Genomic DNA, 18,972 nt, shown 5'->3' on the forward strand with positions numbered 1-18,972 from the left:
GGATCACGTGTTCTCCAGCGGTGCGACGCGCCAGATCGCGAAGGGGAGGTCCGCGGGATCGAGGCGCATGTGCTGGACCTTGCCGGTCCATGTCGTGCGACCGCCGCGCATCAGGTCTTCTGCCCAGACAGTGCCGTGGTCCGGCAGGCTCCATTCCCAGAGCGGCACTTCGAAATCCGCCTCATGGGCGTGGTGCGGATCGAGGTTGACGGCGACCAGGACGGTATTGTCGCGGTTCGTCGTCGCCTTGCCGAAATAGAGGATGTTGTCGTTGAAGGCGTTGTAGAAGCGGATGCCGAGATGGCTCTGCAGCGCCGGATTGCGCCGCCTTATGTCGTTGAGCCGGGTGACCTCGGCGACGATGTTGCCCGGCCGGTCCCAGTCCCATGCGCGCAGCTCGTACTTCTCGGAGTTGGCATACTCCTCGCGGCCGGGCAGCGGCGTGCCCTCGCACAGCTCGAAGCCGTTGTAGAGGCCCCACAGGCCGGAGAGCATGGTGGCCAGGGCGGCGCGGATCAGGAAGCCGGGCCGGCCGGAGGTCTGCAGGAAGACGGGGTTGATGTCCGGCGTGTTGACGAAGAAGTGCGGCCGGAAGAAATCGCGCGGCGCCGTGGTGGTGAGCTCGGTCAGGTACTCCTGCAGCTCATGCTTGGTGTTGCGCCACGTGAAGTAAGTGTACGACTGCGAGAAGCCGATCTTGGCCAGGCGATACATCATCTTCGGTCGTGTGAAGGCCTCGGACAGGAAGATCGCGTCGGGATAGCGGGCGCGGATATCGGCGATCAGCCACTCCCAGAAGGGCAGCGGCTTGGTATGGGGATTGTCGACACGGAACAGCCGGACGCCCTGGTCGGCCCAGAACAGCACCACGTCCCGCAGCGCGAGCCAGAGCCCCGGCTTCGCCCCCTGCGTGTAGAAGTCGACGTTGACGATATCCTCGTATTTCTTCGGTGGGTTTTCGGCATAGCGCAGCGAGCCGTCGGGGCGCCAGTCGAACCACCCGGGATGCTGCTTCAGCCAGGGATGGTCGGGCGCGCATTGGATGGCGAAGTCCAGCGCCAGCTCGAGCCCGTGCGCGGCGGCAGCCTCGCGCAGCCGCCGGAAATCGTCGATCGAGCCCAGCTCGGAATGGATGGCATCATGGCCGCCTTCAGAGGCGCCGATAGCGTAGGGGCTGCCGGGATCGGTGGGGCCGGCCTGCAGGCTGTTGTTGCGACCTTTGCGATTGGTGCGGCCGATGGGATGGATCGGCGGGAAATAAAGGACGTCGAACCCCATCGCCCGTATGCGCGGCAGATTGCGGATGACGTCGTCGAAGGTGCCGTGCCGCGCCGGATCGCCGCTTTGCGAGCGTGGGAAGATCTCGTACCAGCTCGCGAATGCGGCGGCGCGGCGGTCGACTTCCACGGCCAGCGCCGGTTCATGCCGGTATTTGAAGGGCCGATCGTCGGCCTGCGCCATCAGGTCGGCCGTCGCTTCGGCGAGCAGGAGCGCGATCTGCTGCGCCGGCGCCTGTCCGGGGATCGCGGCGGCGATCTGTTCCAGGGCACCCGCGGCCTCGCCCGACATGCGCTGCGCCGCCTGGGCGATCAGCACGCGGCCTTCCTCGATCTCGAGGTCGACCGTCCGGCCGGCGGCGTATTTCTTGGTCAGCTCGTCGCGGTAGGTGGCGAACGCGTCGCACCAGGCTTCGATGGTGAACACGTAGCGGCCGAGCCGCTCGAGGGGAAACGCGGCGCGCCAACGATCATTGATCACCGGCTCCATGCGCTGCTCACGCCAGTCGCTTTCATCGTCGTGGCGCCACCGCAGCACGGCGCGGAGGATGCCGTGCCCGTCGCTGAAGATGTCGGCCTCGACCGTCACCAGATCGCCGATCAGGCGCTTGACCGGGAAGCGTCCGCCGTCGACAGCCGGGCTGATCTGCTCGAGGACGACGCGTGGCGCGCTGCAAGCCTTGTCGACCGCGGCCCTGCCGGACCGTCGCTTGGACAATAGAGCTGTGACCGTTTCCGCCGCGAGCAGCCGGACCTCGCCGGCTGCCAGGCTGGTCTCCTTGTCCGGCGACAGCGCCTCGCCCTGAGGCGGCAGCAGGCTGCGATAGCGCACGCCGTGGTCGGCGCTGCGCATCAGCAGCGACGCGGCGTCGATGCGGTTGGCCTGGCCGAGATCGGCATTCGCCAGGATCAGGCGTGTCGATCCGGGATTGTCGGCGCGCGAGGACTGCAGCACGGCGGCGACGGCGGCACGTGGCGATGACACGAGCTGGCTGGCGGCGGGTGCCACGACCGGCGGTGTCGATGCGCTCAGCGTGTTGGCTGCCTTGATGTCGGCGGTGCAATCGAGAAGGGGTGCCTCGCGCAGCGCCTGGAAATCGTCAGCCTGGTCGTGGGTGCAGTCCAGGCGTCGTGGCGATGCGAACTCGATCCCCATCGGCGCGATCCAGCCGGTGCCGTAGGCGGCCGCGAACATGACGGCGCGCTTGTAGCGCCGGTGAAGGAGAACAGCATCGCTGCAGCCTTCGGCCAGCCGCGTGCCGAAGGGCGGCTCCGCCAGCCCTAGCGGTGGCGCGATGGACCGCAAGGTCGCGTCCTCGTCCAGCAGCCACTCGGCGCGATAGTCCCACCATGCCGTCGACGCCACGGTGAGATCGAAGCCGCTTCCTGCAAGCGCCGCCTGGTCCTGTCGTGCCAGGCCCGGGGTCCATGCGATGAAGAGGGTTTGCTGCCGATGGTGGCGTGCCGCCGCAATGAGCGTTCGCAGGGCGTCCGCCGGCGCGCGATGCGGCGACTCGCAGCGAAAGCCCGTGGCTCCGGCGTCGATCCAGCGCCGCAGCCGGCCCTCCCACCATGTGCCCAGGGGGCCGCCGGGCGACCAGGCTTCGGCACGCGGATGGACGACGAACCGCTCCGCCTGCGGCAGGCGCGGATCCGGTGGCATCGCGTCCGGGTCGGCGGCGGTCGAGAACCAATCGGGATGCGCCTGCACCAGGCCGGCGTCGTCCGCCAGCTTGTCGATCACCAGGTCGAGCAGGAGCGCCAGGCCGCGGTCCCGGCACATGGCGGCGATGGCCGCCACGGCATCATCGGCGGCATCGCTCCATTTCAGCGCCGGATGGCACTTGTCGTGGTCGGCGGTCGCGAAAATGCTGCCGGATCGCCCGGGCAGGAAGATCGGCGCGACCAGGAGGTGGTCGAAGCCGAGCTGCGCGCAGCGATCGATATGCTGTGGCCAGCCCTGCAGGGGGCCGGCCAGCAGCGGATGCAGATAGTAGATGCGTGGCTTCAGTCCATGCACGCCGATTGTCCTCTCCCATGGGGCGGCGTTGCTGGAGCGCAGGGGCAGATGTGATGCTGCCCGCTCGATTCGCCGGTCCCGAACCCTTTCGGGTCGTTGCCCTTCAACGCCGGGACCCCGCAACGGGTTCCATGAGCGGCACGTCGAGGATAACGCCGGGATGGGCTTCGGCCGGCCTGCCGCCGGCACGGACTACTTCAGGCCGGCAGCGACGTAGGCATCAACGACATAGCGACGCATCATCCGCTGCGTGTTGAAATAGGTGGCGACCTTGCTGATGGATTGCTTCATCATCCAGATCCATCGCGCGCGATCGCGGTAGTAGAGCGGCAGGACCGTGGTGCCGAGCTTGTCGTACAAGGCGGCCGCGGTGGGCACGTGGTCGGCGTGGTCGTCGCCGATGGCCCAGCCCGTGACGCCCTCGATCCAGGCCTCGACCCACCAGCCATCCAGCACGCTGAGATTGAGCCCGCCATTGAGGGCGGCTTTCATGCCGCTGGTGCCGGATGCTTCCATGGGCGGAACCGGTGTGTTGAGCCACACATCGATGCCGGACACGAGCACCTTCGCCAGGTCCATGTTGTAGCCGGGCAGGAAGACGACGTTGATCCTGCCCTTGAGCTGCTCGATGGAGCGGTGGATGTCCTGGATGATCTGTCGTCCGGGGCCGTCGGCGGGATGGGCCTTGCCGGCGAAGACGACCTGGAACGGGTGCTGCTCGCTGACGGATGCCAGCCGCGCCAGGTCGGAGAACAGCAGGTCCGGCCGCTTGTAGGATGTCATGCGGCGCGCGAAGCCCAGGATCGGCAGATCCGGCGACAGCTTGACGTGGGTTCGCGCCATCACCGTGGTGATCAGGTCTGATTTGGCGCTCTGGTGCGCCTGCCACACGTCCTCGTCGGGCAGCTGATCGGCCCGCACCATCATCTCCGGATCGAAGCCCCATGAGGGAAAGTGCCGGCTGAAGAGCTTGGCGAACGACAGATGGGCCCAGGTCGGCAGATGGATGCCGTTGGTGATCGAGCGCACGCGGTAGCCGGGGAACATCCGCGTCGTCGTCTCGGCGTGCCGGTTCGCGACGCCGTTGACGTAGCCGCTGAGCTTCAGCGCCACGTGCGTCATGTTCATATGGTCGGGGCCGGCCAGCAGCTTGAGCTGGTCGATGTCGATGTAGTCGCCCAGCAGCTTCGACACGAGATCATAGGAGAAGCGGTCATGGCCGGCCTCGACCGGCGTATGGGTGGTGAAGACGCAGCGGTCGCGCACCGGGCCGACCGCGTATCTGAGGCCGCCGGCTTGCGTCTCGTCTGTCGGCAGCGCGTTCCGGCGCAGCAGGTCCAGCGACAGCAGGGCGGCATGCCCTTCGTTCATGTGATACGTCTGGATGGTGAAGCCCAGCGCCTGAAGGACGCGGATGCCGCCGATTCCGAGCACGATCTCCTGCTGCAGGCGGTAGGAGTCACCCTGGCCGTACAGATTGTCGGTGATGCTGCGGTCGGCGGGATCGTTCTCGGCAAGGTCGGTGTCGAGCAGCAGCACCGGCACGCGGTGCTGCAGCGCGCCATGCAGCTCGTAGAGCCACGGCCGTATCCAGACTTCGCGGCCGCCGATCGGCAGCGCCACCTTGACGCGCAGCGGAACCGCGAACGCCGTCGGATCCCACGGGTCGTCGTGCGCGATCTGCCGTCCGTCGCGCCCGATCTCCTGGCGCAGATAGCCGCGGCGGCTGATCAGCGTCACGAACACCATGGGCAGCTCGAGATCGGCAGCCGAACGCGCCGTGTCGCCGGCAAGCACCCCCAGGCCGCCGCTGTAGGTGTGCATCTCGGCGCGTAGCGCGATCTCCATGGAGAAGTAGGCGATGCGGGTGCGCACCAGATAACGGCCGATCGTTGCGCCCTGCGGTGCTTTCATGCCAGGAGCCCCAATGATGATGGATGCTATGCGAAACCGATGATGAGCTTCATCCTCATCGCGACAATGCAGCCGGATTGGAGCTCGGAAAGATGTAAACTCTGTGGCGGCGGCACGAAGCGCCGTGTTTCAGCACGTGCGCGCGCGAAATCCAGAAAGCAAAAACCCGTCTCAGGCTCTGGCGCCGCTGCTCGTCGTCTGTTGCAGCAGCTGCATCACCAGCCACATGCCCAAGCCCCAGAAGCCATAGACCAGCGGCGCGAGCGCGACGCCGGGCATGTTGAAGCCGCCACCCATCGGCGCGCCCTTCAGCGGCAGCACGATGAACCAGTTGACCAGCGTCGGCACGATGGCGGCGAACAGGATCCAGCCCCAGGGGCCACGCAGCGCGCCCGGCAGGCGGGGCACCACGAGCGCCGCCACGACGCCCCACAACCCGGTCCAGAACACATAGGAGATCACCGCCGGCACGCCCAGCGGCCTGGTCGTCGCCATCGACCAGGTGTTGGCTTTCAGGACGCCGGCCTGGGTCAATGCCCAGAACCCGCCCTGGTGAAAGACCAGGAACCCGACGGCGCCGGCGATGAAGGCGAACAGCACCGTCCGCATGGAGGCGTTAGCCATGTCGCTCCTCCCGTTGTCGGCATGATCATGGACCGACGACGGCGCCGCGCCAACGGCGAACCGTCATGACAACATCACGGCCGCATCCAGAAGCTCGCCTTGCCCTGACGCACGGGAGCGGCGAGGTTGGCGAATTCGCACAGCAGCGTGCGGGTGTCGCGCGGATCGATGATCTCCTCGATCCAGAAGCTCTCGGCGCTGCGGAAGGGCGAGCGCAGCTTGTTGAGGCGGTCCTCGATCTCGGCCAGCTTGGCCTTGGGATCGGACGCGGCCTCGATGTCGGCGCGGTAGGCGGCCTCGATGCCGCCTTCCAGCGGCAGCGATCCCCAGCGGCCCGAAGGCCAGGCGTAGCGGAAGGCCATGCGGCCGGTGTTCCGGTGCGCGGCGCCGGCGACGCCGAAATTGTTGCGCACGATCATGGTGCACCAGGGGATCGTGATCTGGTGCATCGCCGCCATGGCGCGCACGCCCTGGCGGATGACGCCGCTCTTCTCGGCCTCCAGGCCGATGAGGAAGCCGGGGCAATCCTCGAGATAGACCATGGGCAGGCGGAAGGTCTCGGCCAGGTCCATGAACCGTGTCACCTTCTGGCAGGTGTCCGATGTCCAGGCGCCGCCATAGTGCATCGGGTCGCTGGCCATGAAGGCGACCGGCCAGCCGTCGAGCCGTGCCAGGCCGGTGATCACGGCGCGGCCGTAGAGCTTGCCCATCTCGAAGAAGCTGCCCTTGTCGACCACCGCATTCACGATCTGGCGCATGGCGTAGACCTTGCGCGTATCACGCGGGATCACCGACAGCAGCTTCTCCTCGCGCCGCTTGGGATCGTCCTGCTGCGGGCCGCGCGCCGCCAGCTCGAACGCCGATTGCGGCATGTACGACAGGAACTTTTTCGCGACGGCGAAAGCATCGTCCTCGCTGTCGACGGCCTCGTCGACGGCGCCGGCGCGCAGCTGGATCTCCCAGCCGCCCAGCTCCTCCTTGGAGAGCGTCTGGCCCAGCCGAGCCACGACCGGCGGCCCGGCCACGAACATCGCCGACAGGCCCTTGACCATCACCGAGTAGTGCGCCGCCGCCAGCCGCGCCGCGCCCAGGCCGGCCACCGAGCCCAGCCCCAGCGCGACGACGGGGATCGTGGCCATGTTGGCAGTCACGACATCGAAGCCGGCCACGCCCGGGACGTTGGCGCGGCCCTCGGTCTCGATGGTCTTCACGGAGCCGCCGCCGCCCGAGCCCTCGATCAACCGGATGAGCGGTATCCGGTATTCGTTGGCCATCTGCTCGATCAGCAGGTTCTTCTCCTTGATGGTGGCGTCGGCCGAGCCGCCGCGCACCGTGAAGTCGTCGCCCGAGATCGCCACCGGGCGGCCGTCGATGGTGCCGCGGCCGGTCACCGAATTGGATGCCATGAGGTCGGTGAGATCGTTCTTGCCGTCATAGGCGGCCTTGCCGGCGATGCTGCCGAGCTCGCGGAACGATCCGGGATCGAGGAGCCGCTCGATGCGCTCGCGCACGGTCAGCCGGCCACCATCATGCTGGCGCTTCACCTTGTCGGGCCCGCCCATGCGGGCCACCAGCGCCTGACGGCGCTTCAGCTCATCCAGTTCCGGCTGCCAGCTCATCGCGGTAGATCCTCGCTCGTTCCTGACGTCCACCTACCTATACTGTTTTCCGGAGCCTGACGAGCCGGTGCTCATTTGTATCCATTGCATCGCGGCTACGCGTTTCGCTCACGGGCGAGCGGCGAGGAGCACGCCCGAGGGAGCGCGGCATCGATGCATGCACCCGTAGCCGAAAGGCTTGCGACACACCGGCGGAGGGTTACGTTAGGAACATGAACGCGAAGCTTCTGGACGAATTGCCAAACGTCACGGCATCAAGCTGTGAGCTTTAGTGTCGTGTACTTTCCTGGGACGCTCGGTGATAGCGCGTGCCTTGTCGCGACCGCGCTGACGGCGCCGCTGCGAATTCAGACTCGGCATAGGTCCCCCAGCGGCGAAGTCGATGGCCACGCCACGGCTGCGGCCGACTGCGGCGGCCTCGGCCTGGCCTGATGCAGGACCACACCGGCGGGCTGCAGGTGCTGAGCAAGGCGGGGCAGTGGATCGCCGCGCCGCCGGTGAAGGGCTCCTGCATCATCAACATCGGCAACACGCTGCAGTTCTGGACCGGCGGCCGGCTCTCTCCTCGACCAACCATCGCGTCGCCAACCGTGGTGGCGTGCCGCGCTTCTCGATCCCGTTCTTCATGACGCCCAGCTACGACACCGTCGTGCGGCCGCTGGGATCCGAGAACGATCCGGCCGCGCCGACATTCCACGTCGGCAAGGAAATGGTCGCGACCTACCGGCGCATCTGGCCGTCGGCGATAGTGTGAACCTCGGTGGTGTGGTGCCGCCGTTGATCCGCGGCGCCACTGCCTGTCCGTCTACAGCGGATGTAGCATCATCGCGTTCGTCGATGAAATCGGTCCACGCCCGATGCTGCGACGCATTCCAAGCACACTTCACGAACGCAAAGAACGTCTGCCACGCTATTCACTCATCCAACTGAGTAAGCCCCGTCCGTTCAAGCTGTTCAATTAGCGCGCCGCCATTCATCGTCGGTGGGCGTTTGTGTAGATGAGGGCAGCTGCTCAAGGTCAGTTTTAGTCTTAAGGCGGACACCTGATTTCGCACTCTGCCCGCCTGAAATCGGGAGCATTAACGACAACTGCTCGTCCGAAGATCGAGGCGATCGCGACATCGGAGCACCTGCCTGCAAAATCTCATGTAGGCATTGATCATACTAGCGTTGCAGCAGGCTTGTCATCAGTAGAAGGCAACCCATCTCTTCGGGATAGCGACTAAGGCGTCAGCTGCCCTTTGGTAGCCTCCAGCATTGTGTCGTTTCTTGGCGATCTCTTGCACGCATATCTTCATCAAGTAATCGGCTGATTTTAATTGGCGAAGCTTGTTGCCAATATTCTGGAGATTTTCGATCTTATCAGCCTTAGACCCGGTCGTGATCGATTTTTCGCCAACTGAATCTGCTACATTACGTAATAAGGTGCTTACCTTAATATGGTGAATCTCATATCCGAATTGCTCTTTTAATTCTGATGCGAACGCATTTGCGACCGGCGTTACGCCAGAACCAGCGGCACCGACAAATGCCATCACAAGCTCCGGAGTTCGCCTTGCCGTAACGTTGAGTTGGGCGTGCTTTCTCGTCGGCGATGCTGAAGGTTTTGTCGGCAAGCGCTTGACCGTCCCCTTCATTTCTTCCCGCTCCCCAATAATCTTGTTGATTGTACGACCTTAAAGCAACTTTTGGTTTTGTCTGTGGATCAGTGCAGTCCTTTCACTGCATCCGCTGCAGCTCCGGCAGCGACACGATGCGGATCTGGCTGGCCTGCAGGCCGTCGCGCACTGTGCGGGCGGTGGTCACGGCCGTCGGCTCGTCGCCGTGCACGCAGACGGAGTCGACCTGGCACGGGATCTTCTTGCCGCTGGTCGAGAAGATGGCCTGCTCCTCGATCATGCGCTTGACCGCGCGCAGCGATTCCTGCGCGTCATGGATCATGGCGTTGGGCTCCTTGCGCGGTGTCAGGATGCCCTTGTCGGTGTAGGTGCGGTCGGCGAACACCTCCTCGGCGGCGCGCAGGCCGACCTTGCGGGCCGCCGTCACCTGCGGCGTGACCGCCTGGGCGAGGAAGATCAGGCTCGGGTCGACCGCCTTGATGGCGCGCGCCATGGCCATCGCCAAGTCCTCGTCCTCGGCCGACATGTTGGCCATCATGCCGTGCGGCTTCACGTGCGTGACCTTGCCGCCGTTGGCGGCCGCGATCGCCATCAGGGCGCCCACCTGGTAGGCGATGATCATCTCGATCTCGGCATTGGTGAAGCGCATCACCCGGCGGCCGAAGCCCTGCAGGTCGGGGAAGCCGGGATGGGCGCCGATGCTGACGCCGTTCTCGACACTGAGCCTGACGGTCCTGGCCATCACCATGGGATCGCCGGCGTGGAAGCCGCAGGCGATGTTGGCGGAGCGCACGATCTTCAGCACCTCGACGTCATTGCCCATGTTCCATGGCCCGAAGCTCTCGCCGAGGTCGGAGTTGATGTTGATTTCGGTGGCCATGATCGTTGCTCCTTGTCGAACGCCGGGCACGCCGGCGCGAGGCCCGTGCGCCCGATGGCATGATCCCACCGGATCGCGATGCGCTCAATGCTGCTGCGCGCCCGCCGGCGGGCCGCCTTCGAGATAGGTGGTGGCCTCGGCGATGGCACGGTTGCGCGGCATGAAGGTGAACATGCGCACGGGCGTCGGACCGACGGCGACGAAGGCGTGCGGCACGCCGGCGGGGATCGCGATGGTATGATCGGCGCTGACGCGCAGCTGCTGCTCGCCCAGCCGCAGATCGAGCGTGCCCTCCAGCACGATGAAGATCTCGTCGACGCCCTCATGCACGTGCAGCGGTGCGCCGGCGCCGGGCTCGATCACGCTGTAGCCGGCGATGCATGCCAGGCCCTGCTCGCTGCCGGCGAGCACGAAATTGCGATAGCCCGGCCGCCAGGGAATCTCCTGCGCCTGAGTGTTGGGGATGACGGGCATGGCTGCCTCCGCGCAAGGGCCGCGATACACCGCCGTCATCCCGAGCGCAGCGAGGGATCTCCCGCGGATCGCGCACCGTGCGTCCTCGCAGGAGATCCCTCGCTGCGCTCGGGATGACGAGGATTGCAGATTCTAGAGCGCCGGCTCCGGCGATCAACAGGTTATTCTCCAAGCTCAAGCTTGACATATTCGCCGCACGTTCGATAAACCAAGAGCCAACTTTGCAAATGAGCCGGGAAGGTGCGGGCCGTCCGGCGCGAGGATGACATGTCCACGACTTTCCCCGGCTGGACCTCGCTGTTCTCCGGCACCAATGCCGTTCGCGCGCTGGCGCTGGCTGGCGGCGTGGCGCTGCAGGCCATCAACATCTACATCGCCACCACCATTCTGCCGTCGGTCGTCGCCGATATCGGCGGCCTGGACTACTACGCCTGGAACACGACGCTGTTCGTGGTCGCCTCGATCGTCGCCTCGGCGTTGTCGGCACGTCTTCTGCGGCGCAGCGGCCCGCGCGGCGCCTATGTCGTCGCCGCTGCCCTGTTCGGGCTGGGCACGCTTGTCTGCGCCGCGGCGCCGTCGATGCCGGTGATGCTCGCCGGCCGGCTTGTCCAGGGCTTCGGCGGCGGGCTCCTGTTCGCGCTGTCCTACGCCATGATCCGGCTGATCTTCGACGAGGCGCTGTGGCCGCGCGCCATGGCGCTGGTCTCGGGCATGTGGGGCATCGCGACCCTGGTCGGCCCGGCCGTGGGCGGGATTTTCGCCGAGCTCGATGCCTGGCGCGCCGCGTTCTGGTCGCTGATCCCGGTCACGGCGCTCTTCGCGCTGCTCGCCACAATCGTGCTGCCCCGGCGCGGCGCCACCGACGCCGCGCCCCAGCCGCTGCCTTTGGCCCAGCTCGTGCTGCTGACCCTGGCCGTGCTTACCGTCTCGGCAGGCAGCGTCCCGTCCGGCCTGGCCTGGAATGTCGCCGGCGTCGCGGCGGCGGCACTGCTGACCGGGCTGCTTGTCTGGGTCGAGACGGGCGCGCGCCAGCGGCTGCTGCCGCGGCGCTCGTTCGTGGTCACGACGCCGCTGGGGGCGCTCTACGCCACCATGTCGCTGCTCGCCGTGGCGGTGACGTCGACCGAGATCTTCGTGCCCTTGTTCCTGCAGGTCCTGCACGGCCAGTCGCCCTTGCTCGCCGGCTATCTCGCCGCCCTGATGGCGGCCGGCTGGACGGTCGGGTCGATCATGAGTTCGGGCGCGGACGAAAGGCGCGTCGGGCGCGCCATCCTGGCGGCGCCGGCCCTGGCGCTGCTGGGCATGGCGACGCTTGCCCTGCTGATCCCGACCCCCAGCGGCGGCGAGTGGGCGGCGCTGGGGCCGATCTGTGTCGCGCTGTTCTGTGTCGGCTTCGGTGTCGGGCTGGGCTGGCCGCATCTGCTCACCCGCGTGCTGCGCACGGCGCCGCGCGACGAGCAGGATCTTGCCTCGGCCTCGATCACCCTGGTGCAGCTCTTCGCCAGCGCGCTGGGCGCATCGGTGGCGGGCATGGTGGCCAATATCGCCGGCTTGACCGAGCCCGGCGGCATTGCCGGCACCGCCGGCGCCGCGCGCTGGCTGTTCGCGGGCTTCGCGCTCACGCCGCTGCTGTGCCTGCTCACGGCGGCCCGCATCGCGCGGGAGATCGGCCGGCGCTGACGTCTTGCCTCCTCCGGGGCGTTGTCGTACGCACCGGTGTCGCCGCGGCCGGTCCGCGGCAGCCGTCGGAGCAGGGGTGTGAGCATCCGGTATCTCGATTGCGGCGACACCGCCTTCAGCGTCGAATTCGGGACGACGATCGCGCCCGAGATCAACGCGCGGGTGATGGGCCTGCATGCGCGCATCGCGGCTGAGCGGGCCGCCGGCCGCCTCGCAGGGGTGGTCGAGACCATTCCGAGCATGCGGGCGCTGATGGTCTGCTACGACCCCGCGGCAGCGACGCGTGCCGAGCTGCAGCCCGCGATCGAGGCGCTGGTGTCCGGCGGACTGGAGGCCGCAGCGCCGACCCGCGCCATGGCGATCCCGTGCTGCTATGACGATCCCGAGTTCGCGCCTGATCTGGCCGAGGTCGCGCAGCGCACCGGCTTGTCGGGCGAGGACGTGATCGCGCGCCACCTGGCGTCGGATTTCCACGTCTACGTGCTGGGCTTCATGCCCGGCCTGGCCTACATCGTGGGCCTCGAAGCGAGCCTGGAGCTGCCGCGCCGCAGCCAGCCGCGTGTGCGTGTGCCGCGCTCTTCGGTCGGCATCGCCATGAACATGACCACCATCTATCCGTTCGACAGCCCCGGCGGCTGGCACCTGCTGGGACGCACGCCGCTGCGCATGTTCGATCAGCGCCGGGCCCAGCCGGTGCTGCTGGCGCCGGGCGACGCGGTGCGCTTCCGCCGCGTCAGCCGGGCCGAATATGACGCCATCGCTGCCCAGGTCGATGACGGCACGATGGACTGGTCGACGCTGGAGGTTCGCCCGTCATGACCGCGCACCTCATCGTCGAGCGGGCGGGGCTGCTCGACACGCTCCAGGACCGCGGTCGGATCGGGTTCCAGGCGCTGGGCATGCCGACCGCCGGCGCGATGGACCGCATCGCGCTGCGGCTGGTCAATGCGCTCGCCGGCAATACCGAGGATCTGGCGGCGATCGAGATCGGTGTCATGGGGCCGACCTTGCGGGTCGAGGCCGACGGCGTGCGGCTGGCGGTCGTGGGGCTCGTGGCGCTCGAGCTGATGGGCGCGCCGGAAGCCCCACCCAAGCCGTTGGAAGCCAATCGCTCACACCTGCTGCGGCGCGGCCAGCGCCTGCGGGTCGGCATGGTCGAAGGCGCCAGGACGGCGTATCTCGCGGTCGAGGGCGGCTTCGCGGTGGCGCCGTTCATGGGCAGCCTTGCGACATACACACGCGCCGGCATCGGCGGTGTCGAGGGGCGCAAGCTGCAGGACGGCGACATGCTGCCGCTGGCGCAGGCTGCGGCCCGCGAGCGCGAGGAGCGCAAGCTCGGTGCGCCGTTCGACTATGGCAGCGGCCCGATCCGGGTGGTGCCGGGACCGCAGGCCGATCATTTCAGCGATGCCGGCCATGCCGCGTTCCTGGGCAGCGACTATGTCGTGTCCAAGGAGGCCGATCGCATGGGCATCCGGTTCGAGGGGCCCGCGATCGCGCATTCCGAGAAGGGGCCCGATATCGTCTCCGATGGCATCGCGCCAGGCGCCATCCAGGTGCCCGGCGCCGGCCTGCCGATCGTGCTGCTGGCCGACCGGCAGACGGTGGGCGGTTACGCCAAGATCGCCACGGTGATCTCAGCCGACCTGCCGCGGCTGGGCCGCATGCTGCCGGGTCACAAGGTGCGGTTCATGGCCGTGACGGTCGCCGAGGCCGAAGCACTGCGTCGGGAGCAGGACCGGCGCCTGGCGCAGGCGATCGCCGGGCTGCAGCCAGCCATGCCCGAAGGCGGTATCGACCTGTCGGCGCTTTATGAACGCAACCTGATCGACGGCGTGGTCTGGGCCTGACTGCCGTCAGGTCAGCATGCGAAAGTCGATCGGTGAAGCCTCTGTCGAGGGCTGACGGCCCTGCCGACATCCGCGCTCCTGCTGAAAGCGAGGCAGTCATCGATGAAGCGCGCATGGACGATCCTGATGCTCGTCAGCTGCTCTCCTTGCGCATTGGCGCAGAGCGAGTCCGGCCTTGCGCTGCAGTCGATGGATCGCAGCGAGCTCTGCGTGACCAATGGAACGGTTTCAACGCTGTCCGGCGGCTGGCTCGCGATCGACACACCAAGCTCGAGGGCGGTCGTGAGCACGGCCCCCAAGCGCATGGCGGATCAGGTGGCCGAAATTCGCTTCCGCTATCTTGGTCCCACGCGGGCGAGCAGACCCCTGGCGTCGGGCGAAATGCGGCGTCAGATCGGACTGAAGCTGCAGGCCGAAAACACGTGCAACTTGATCTATGCCATGTGGCACATTGAGCCGGACACCAAGGTTGCAGTGTCGATCAAGCGCAACGTCGGCATGCATGCCCATGCGCAGTGCGACGCCCGCGGGTACCTGAACATCACGGCGCAAAGGCGCCTCGATGCGCCGCCGATACGGCCGGGCGAGCCCCACACGCTACGTGCAGAGCTCCACGGCAATGATCTGACCGTGACTGCTGACGGCAAGGTGGCGTGGCAGGGGGCTCTTGGAAACGAAGCGTCATCGCTGTCAGGACCACCGGGGTTTCGCACCGACAACGCGCGGTTCGAATTCCAATATTATACCCGCGGTTCCACAAAGACGGGGCGCCAGCCGGAACGTGCCCCGCTTGAGTCTGATCGCTGCGTGACGTCCGAAGGCGATTGATCTGCGGTTGACCTCAGCTCGCCCCAAAACGGACATATATGCTGCGATGCAGCATTTTGTCAGTTTTATATCAGTCATCTTGACGTCAGATAGCGGCTGAGATATCAGCAGTGATCACGGTTTCGTTACTCATCTATTTTTTATAAATAGTGTGGCTTCCACATGGCCCATCCTCCGGTTGTGCAGGCTGTCCTGGCTGCGGCGACGCTGAAGCCGGCCCCGATCAATCCGGCATGGATCATCGATGGCGACCCTGTGGCGCGCATCGCGTCGCTCTCGGCCAGCGCCGACGGCAGCGCCTGGACCGACCTCTGGGAGTGCACGGCCGGCGAGTTCCACTGGCACTATGAGATCAACGAGACGATCCATGTCCTGGACGGGGGCGCGATCGTGACCGACCGCGACGGCGTGGTGTGGGACCTCAAGCCGGGCGATGTGATCCGCTTCCTGGTGGGCACCAAGGCGCACTGGCGGATCCCGAGCTATGTGCGCAAGGTCGCCTTCTGCAGCGAGCCATTGCCGTCGTCGATCACGACGTTGCTGCGGGCCAGGAACCGCGTTCGCAACATCGCCGGGCGTTTGATGGGGCGTGCTGCGAACGCTTGATCAGGTCACGCGCGAGCGTGACCTGCCTGGTTTCTCAAGCAGTGGCTGTCGTGTCGAAGGCCCAGGCCTTGCACACGATCTTCCAGCCGTCGGCGAACTTCACAAGCAGCAGCTCATCGACATAGCGATTGGGCAGCAGCGCATCGCGCACCCGCACATGCGCCGTGCTCGGGCTTGCAATGGTGATGCCGACGACCTCGTCGTGGCGTGGGTCCCGGCGCGAAGCGGGCGCCGGACGGTTGGCGACGCGCGTCATGTAGCTGTCCAGGTCGAGCGCATCGCTGTTGCCGCCCTCGGCGGAGAAGAGCTGCGCCTGCGGGTGGAACACCTTCCTGAAGCCCTCGACGCTGCCGTCGTAGAGCGCATCGAAGTAGCCCTGGACCGTCGCGAGGATCTGCTGCCTGTCGTCCATCAGTTCACCCTTTCCATCATTGCGTTGTGCTCCCGGTCGGCCAGCTCGAGGCTGTGGTCCAGGATGTCGAGCAGCTGCTCCGACTCCGCGTCCGAGATGATCAGCGGCGGCGCCAGGAACAGGGAGGTCTGCTCGCCGCTGGTGCCGATCACGGCACCCGCCTCCAGCGCCCGACCGGCGACACGCGAGGCGATCGGGGCCTCTTGCGTGTCGGCCAGCCACTGGCGCCAATCGGGCCCGTGCAGCTCGATCGTCCAGTGCAGGCCCTGGCCGGCGACGCGCGAGACGCTGGGATGCCGCCGCGCGATCTCGACGAGCCGGCGGGCGTAGAGTCCTTCCAGCGCCTGGACCCGCGGCAGGAGCGCTTCGTCGCGCACGATGCGCAGATAGGCGCTGACGGCGGCCATGCTGACGGGATGGCCGCGCAGCGTGCCGTAGTTCTGCCAGCTCTTGCCGTCGAGCGCCTTGGCCAGGTCCTTCGACAGCACGATCGCGGCGACGGGGGTCGTGCCGCCGCCCAGGCCCTTGCCCAGCGTCACGAGGTCGGGGCGGCTGCTGCCGCCCTGGAATGCAAAGCCGCGGCCGGCACGGCCGATGCCGGTCACCACCTCGTCGGCGATCCAGAAGGCGCCCTCGCGGCGGGCGATCGCCGCCACCGCGTCCTGATAAGCGCCGTCGTGATAGAAGCCGCCCTGCGTGTAGTCGACGATGACGGCCGCCGAGTCGCGCAGCATGGCGGCGGCGCCGTCGAGGCGCTGCGCCAACGGCGCGGCAGGGCAGCCTGCGGCTTCCGCGTGGCTGCGGTAGAGGGCGCCCTCCGGTGCCGGCAGCACGTGCACCGGCGCGCCGGCGGGCGGCCGCTTTGTGCCGCCGTCCGGGGCGGCGAGCCCGCCATGCCAGTGCGGCTGCACGGTGACGTCGCGGCTGAGCCCCACCAGGCCATGATAGGCGCGCTCGCGGGTCGCGATCGCCTTGCGGCCGGTGAGCGCCTGCGACAGCGACAGCGCGATGTCGTTCGCCTCGCTGCCGCTCAGGCAGAAGCGCACGGCGCCGGCCCAGCTCTCCTCGCCGGCCAGCGCGATGTCGAACAGATCCTCGGCCGCCTGGTCGCGACCCTCCCAGTTCCATCCCTCGCTGACCATCGGCAGGTCGGCCGCCTTGCGCAGGGCTTCGGCCATGCGTGGATGGCCATGACCGAGCGGACCGCCGGTGTTGCTGCCGTCAAGGACGCGGCGGCCGTCGCTGAGATGGAAATACGCGCCCTTTCCGCCCACGACGCGCGGCGCGTCCGTGCCGGCATTCAGCCCCGTCCGCAGAAGTCTGCCCATTGCCCGTTCCCTGATGCTGTGTGGCGGCGAAAGGTAGGTGGCGCCGCTGGTTTGCAACAGCGCCAGTTGCGGCGTTGTTTGATGGGCCAGAGCGAACGGTCGGGCCGATCATCACCCGTCATCCCGAGCGTAGCGAGGGATCTCCTGCGAGGGACGCACGGTGCGCCATTCGCGGGAGATCCCTCGCTACGCTCGGGATGACAGTCGTGCTTCACCTTCAGCGATAGCCGGTTCCTATGCACGCAGCAGCGCCGCGATGCTGCTGAGCCGCGCGTGCGCTTCGTCGGCGCGCAGGCGGCCGTAGCCGACCAGGAGCCCCTGCCGGTCTGGTTCGCCGAGATAGCATTGCGAGAGCGGTTGGATGAAATTGCCGGTGGCGCGGCTGCGGCGCGAGATGTCGCGATCGCTGACCCGGGCGGCCAGGCGGGGCGTGAACAGCGCGGTCAGGTGCAGCCCGGCCGGTGTTGGCGGCACTTCCAGCTCGCCCGGTGCCAGCGTGGCCAGGGCCTGCAGCACCGCGCGCTGCCGGTCGGCGTAGACCTTGCGCATGCGCCTCAGGTAGCGCAGCAGGTGGCCTTGCCGCAGGAACTCGACCAGGGCCGGCTGCGCCGTGCCCGCGGTATGCACGTCGATGCGCGCGCGGCCGCGGCCGAACGCTTCGATGAAGCGCGGGTTGGCGACGAGATAGCCGATGCGCAGGCTGGGCAGCATCACCTTGGAGAACGTGCCGAGATAGATCACGCGGCCGGAGCGATCGAGCGACTTCAGGGAGGCCGGCATGTTGTCGCGATGCCGGAACTCGGAGTTGTAGTCGTCCTCGATGATCCAGCTGCCGCGCTGGTTGGCCCACTCCAGCAGCGCCTGCCGCCGTTCGAGGCCCATGGCGACACCCAGCGGGAACTGGTGCGAGGGCGTGACCACCACGAGCTTGGCATTGGGCGCGCGGCGCATGCCCTCGGCGACGCATAGCCCCTTGTCGTCAACCGGCACCGGCACGAGCCGTGCGCCGGCGGCTTTCAGCGCCCAGCGTGCCTCGATGAAGCCGGGCTCCTCGACCCAGACCTCATCGCCGGGATCGAGCAGCATGCGGCAGCACAGGTCGAGCGCGCCCGAGCTCGCGGCCGTGATCGCCACTTCCTCGGGGCGGCACAGCAGGCCGCGCACGGCGCCGAGGAATTCCGCCGTGGCCTCGCGCAGCGGCGGCCAGCCCAGCGGCGACATGTCGATGCAGGTCGATCGCGTCGGGTTGTGCCATGCCTGGCGCAGAAGCCGCGACCACACGTCGAAAGGAAAATCGGCGATATCGGGCGTGCCGGTGCTGAAGGGCGAGCCGAGATCGAAGTCGTAGCGTGTGTCGAGCACCGACCGCCACCGCGTCGACAGCCACGTGTCGGCAGACCCGGCGTCGGGCAGGGGCGTGGCCGGCACCGACGGGCGCGCGACCGCGGCCACCACCACGCCGCCGCGCGGCACCGATTGCAGGTAGCCTTCCGAGTAGAGCAGGTCGAAGGCGGTCAGGACGATGGCGCGGGAGCAACCCAGCTCGGCGGCCAGCAGGCGCGATCCCACAAGCCGTGCACCGGCCGGCAGGCGGCCGTCGAGGATCTGGTTGCGCAGCTGCGCCGCCACCTGCTGGTAGAGCGGCATGTCCGAATGACGGTCAAGGTGCATGCCGGCCATCGACATGCGCCGCCGCGTCCGTCCCGGTCGTGCCGCCAGCGGTTCCGTCACGGTTGCTTCTTCACCAGCCTGGCCGGGAAGGGCGAGCGCATGTGGCCCCTCCAGTCATCCCGAGCGCAGCGAGGGATCTCCTGCGAATGGCGCACCGTGCGCCTTGCCGC

17 protein-coding genes are annotated in these 18,972 nt (G+C 67.4%); 7 read left to right on the forward strand and 10 right to left on the reverse strand.

The window, feature by feature from the left end; translation table 11 throughout:
* Positions 1-3: 3 nt before the first annotated feature.
* The 4 genes from FHP25_RS15115 to FHP25_RS15130 form a co-directional block, all read right to left on the reverse strand.
* On the reverse strand, positions 4-3,297 hold the full coding sequence (locus FHP25_RS15115) for a maltotransferase domain-containing protein (protein ID WP_231712331.1): 3,294 nt from the start codon (positions 3,295-3,297) through the stop codon (positions 4-6).
* Positions 3,298-3,489: 192 nt separating this feature from the next.
* The gene (gene glgP, locus FHP25_RS15120) at positions 3,490-5,211 is read right to left on the reverse strand and encodes an alpha-glucan family phosphorylase (RefSeq protein ID WP_147847770.1); all 1,722 of its coding nucleotides are present in this window, start codon (positions 5,209-5,211) and stop codon (positions 3,490-3,492) included.
* A 171-nt stretch (positions 5,212-5,382) separates the two neighbouring features.
* On the reverse strand, positions 5,383-5,835 hold the full coding sequence (locus tag FHP25_RS15125) for a hypothetical protein (protein ID WP_218578391.1): 453 nt from the start codon (positions 5,833-5,835) through the stop codon (positions 5,383-5,385).
* A gap of 74 nt (positions 5,836-5,909) precedes the next feature.
* Entirely contained in the window at positions 5,910-7,454 is a 1,545-nt protein-coding gene (locus tag FHP25_RS15130) for an acyl-CoA carboxylase subunit beta (protein ID WP_147847771.1), read from the reverse strand.
* A 431-nt stretch (positions 7,455-7,885) separates the two neighbouring features.
* On the opposite strand from FHP25_RS15130, the gene FHP25_RS42615 reads away from it, so the two are divergent.
* The gene (locus FHP25_RS42615) at positions 7,886-8,083 is read left to right on the forward strand and encodes a 2OG-Fe(II) oxygenase family protein (RefSeq protein WP_147847772.1); all 198 of its coding nucleotides are present in this window, start codon (positions 7,886-7,888) and stop codon (positions 8,081-8,083) included.
* Positions 8,080-8,208, forward strand: a complete 129-nt coding sequence (locus tag FHP25_RS42620) for a hypothetical protein (protein WP_408068528.1) — start codon at positions 8,080-8,082, stop codon at positions 8,206-8,208. The genes FHP25_RS42615 and FHP25_RS42620 overlap by 4 nt, the downstream gene beginning before the upstream one ends.
* 433 nt (positions 8,209-8,641) lie before the next feature.
* Here FHP25_RS42620 and FHP25_RS15140 read toward each other — a convergent pair whose 3' ends face one another.
* From FHP25_RS15140 to FHP25_RS15150, 3 genes are all read right to left on the reverse strand, one after another.
* The gene (locus FHP25_RS15140) at positions 8,642-9,091 is read right to left on the reverse strand and encodes a hypothetical protein (RefSeq protein ID WP_147847773.1); all 450 of its coding nucleotides are present in this window, start codon (positions 9,089-9,091) and stop codon (positions 8,642-8,644) included.
* 82 nt (positions 9,092-9,173) lie between these two features.
* Entirely contained in the window at positions 9,174-9,953 is a 780-nt protein-coding gene (locus tag FHP25_RS15145; protein WP_147847774.1) for a LamB/YcsF family protein, read from the reverse strand.
* An 84-nt stretch (positions 9,954-10,037) separates the two neighbouring features.
* The gene (locus tag FHP25_RS15150) at positions 10,038-10,427 is read right to left on the reverse strand and encodes a cupin domain-containing protein (protein ID WP_178133548.1); all 390 of its coding nucleotides are present in this window, start codon (positions 10,425-10,427) and stop codon (positions 10,038-10,040) included.
* A gap of 267 nt (positions 10,428-10,694) precedes the next feature.
* Here FHP25_RS15150 and FHP25_RS15155 point away from each other — a divergent pair, with 267 nt between their 5' ends.
* From FHP25_RS15155 to FHP25_RS15175, 5 genes are all read left to right on the forward strand, one after another.
* Positions 10,695-12,107: an MFS transporter gene (locus FHP25_RS15155; protein WP_147847776.1), complete on the forward strand. Its 1,413-nt coding sequence runs from the start codon at positions 10,695-10,697 to the stop codon at positions 12,105-12,107.
* Positions 12,108-12,185: 78 nt separating this feature from the next.
* Positions 12,186-12,926, forward strand: a complete 741-nt coding sequence (pxpB, locus tag FHP25_RS15160; protein ID WP_147847777.1) for a 5-oxoprolinase subunit PxpB — start codon at positions 12,186-12,188, stop codon at positions 12,924-12,926.
* A complete protein-coding gene (locus FHP25_RS15165) occupies positions 12,923-13,957 on the forward strand; it encodes a 5-oxoprolinase subunit C family protein (protein ID WP_147847778.1) in 1,035 nt (344 codons plus the stop codon). Before pxpB ends, FHP25_RS15165 begins: the two co-directional genes overlap by 4 nt.
* Before the next feature lie 102 nt (positions 13,958-14,059).
* Positions 14,060-14,785 (forward strand): hypothetical protein, encoded by a 726-nt coding sequence (locus FHP25_RS15170; protein WP_147847779.1) that lies wholly within the window; start codon positions 14,060-14,062, stop codon positions 14,783-14,785.
* Between the two features lie 162 nt (positions 14,786-14,947).
* Positions 14,948-15,391: a cupin domain-containing protein gene (locus tag FHP25_RS15175; protein WP_147847780.1), complete on the forward strand. Its 444-nt coding sequence runs from the start codon at positions 14,948-14,950 to the stop codon at positions 15,389-15,391.
* Between the two features lie 34 nt (positions 15,392-15,425).
* On the opposite strand, the gene FHP25_RS15180 is transcribed toward FHP25_RS15175, so the two are convergent.
* From FHP25_RS15180 to pdxR, 3 genes are all read right to left on the reverse strand, one after another.
* Positions 15,426-15,803: a nuclear transport factor 2 family protein gene (locus FHP25_RS15180; RefSeq protein ID WP_147847781.1), complete on the reverse strand. Its 378-nt coding sequence runs from the start codon at positions 15,801-15,803 to the stop codon at positions 15,426-15,428.
* Positions 15,803-17,131 carry an aminotransferase class III-fold pyridoxal phosphate-dependent enzyme gene (locus tag FHP25_RS15185; protein ID WP_147847782.1) on the reverse strand — a complete coding sequence of 443 codons (1,329 nt, stop codon included), beginning with the start codon at positions 17,129-17,131 and terminating at the stop codon, positions 15,803-15,805. The genes FHP25_RS15180 and FHP25_RS15185 overlap by 1 nt, the downstream gene beginning before the upstream one ends.
* Positions 17,132-17,365: 234 nt before the next feature.
* Complete coding sequence (gene pdxR, locus FHP25_RS15190; RefSeq protein ID WP_231712333.1) at positions 17,366-18,862, reverse strand: MocR-like pyridoxine biosynthesis transcription factor PdxR; 1,497 nt, start codon at positions 18,860-18,862, stop codon at positions 17,366-17,368.
* Positions 18,863-18,972 lie beyond the last annotated feature (110 nt).

It is taken from the genome of Vineibacter terrae (assembly GCF_008039615.1).
Taxonomy (GTDB): domain Bacteria; phylum Pseudomonadota; class Alphaproteobacteria; order Reyranellales; family Reyranellaceae; genus Vineibacter; species Vineibacter terrae.

What these genes read in the sequence shown, in the direction of transcription:
- FHP25_RS15185 (WP_147847782.1), bottom strand. Translation starts at nt 17,131, where the DNA reads ATGGGCAGACTTCTGCGGACGGGGCTGAATGCCGGCACGGACGCGCCG.
- FHP25_RS42615 (WP_147847772.1), top strand. Translation starts at nt 7,886, where the DNA reads ATGCAGGACCACACCGGCGGGCTGCAGGTGCTGAGCAAGGCGGGGCAG.
- FHP25_RS15140 (WP_147847773.1), bottom strand. Translation starts at nt 9,091, where the DNA reads ATGAAGGGGACGGTCAAGCGCTTGCCGACAAAACCTTCAGCATCGCCG.
- FHP25_RS15125 (WP_218578391.1), bottom strand. Translation starts at nt 5,835, where the DNA reads ATGGCTAACGCCTCCATGCGGACGGTGCTGTTCGCCTTCATCGCCGGC.
- FHP25_RS42620 (WP_408068528.1), top strand. Translation starts at nt 8,080, where the DNA reads ATGACGCCCAGCTACGACACCGTCGTGCGGCCGCTGGGATCCGAGAAC.
- FHP25_RS15155 (WP_147847776.1), top strand. Translation starts at nt 10,695, where the DNA reads ATGTCCACGACTTTCCCCGGCTGGACCTCGCTGTTCTCCGGCACCAAT.
- FHP25_RS15150 (WP_178133548.1), bottom strand. Translation starts at nt 10,427, where the DNA reads ATGCCCGTCATCCCCAACACTCAGGCGCAGGAGATTCCCTGGCGGCCG.
- FHP25_RS15130 (WP_147847771.1), bottom strand. Translation starts at nt 7,454, where the DNA reads ATGAGCTGGCAGCCGGAACTGGATGAGCTGAAGCGCCGTCAGGCGCTG.
- FHP25_RS15170 (WP_147847779.1), top strand. Translation starts at nt 14,060, where the DNA reads ATGAAGCGCGCATGGACGATCCTGATGCTCGTCAGCTGCTCTCCTTGC.
- FHP25_RS15145 (WP_147847774.1), bottom strand. Translation starts at nt 9,953, where the DNA reads ATGGCCACCGAAATCAACATCAACTCCGACCTCGGCGAGAGCTTCGGG.
- glgP (WP_147847770.1), bottom strand. Translation starts at nt 5,211, where the DNA reads ATGAAAGCACCGCAGGGCGCAACGATCGGCCGTTATCTGGTGCGCACC.
- FHP25_RS15175 (WP_147847780.1), top strand. Translation starts at nt 14,948, where the DNA reads ATGGCCCATCCTCCGGTTGTGCAGGCTGTCCTGGCTGCGGCGACGCTG.
- FHP25_RS15180 (WP_147847781.1), bottom strand. Translation starts at nt 15,803, where the DNA reads ATGGACGACAGGCAGCAGATCCTCGCGACGGTCCAGGGCTACTTCGAT.
- FHP25_RS15165 (WP_147847778.1), top strand. Translation starts at nt 12,923, where the DNA reads ATGACCGCGCACCTCATCGTCGAGCGGGCGGGGCTGCTCGACACGCTC.